Source organism: Cellulomonas sp. P4_A2 (assembly GCF_056402515.1).
Genome location: NZ_JBFUHG010000079.1, coordinates 1 through 504 on the forward strand (window position 1 = coordinate 1; position 504 = coordinate 504).

Here is a 504-nt window from a genome sequence, read left to right on the forward strand (position 1 = left end):
GGAGCGACTCCTGGAATTCCTCAAGGACTTCGGAGACATCGGCGACACGCTCGACTACACCGGCAGTGCCCGGCGCGGATACCGCGTCGCCCCCGCTGCCGCCGGAACCCCCGGCGAGGAACTCGGCTCCGTACCGTCCGCCTCCGAGGTCTTCGCGAGCGGCGTCGGACGCTACTTCTCCTTCGAGTTCGAGTACGACCAGGCCATGCTGATGTTCCAGCCGGTCGGCGGCATGGACCGGATACCCGCAGCCCTCACCCGGGCGATAGGTGAGCGCAGGATCCGCACCGGAGCCGCCGTCAGCAAAATCACCGACACGGCTCACGGCGTCACCGTCACGTACTCCCAGGGCGGACACACCCGCACCATCGACGCGGACTACTGCATCGCCGCCCTGCCGCCCAACATCCTCGCCAAGACCGCCCACAACCTCGGCCCCGCCGTACAGACCGCGCTGGAGGCCTGCAAGCCGTCCTCGGCCGGCAAGATCGGCCTGGAGTACCG

At 68.7% G+C, this 504-nt stretch carries 1 protein-coding gene; it reads left to right on the plus strand.

Features of this window, described 5'->3' with window-relative positions:
• The coding region (locus AC1DUE_RS20170; RefSeq protein WP_477041188.1) for a flavin monoamine oxidase family protein at positions 1 to 504 on the plus strand (504 nt) is incomplete at both ends.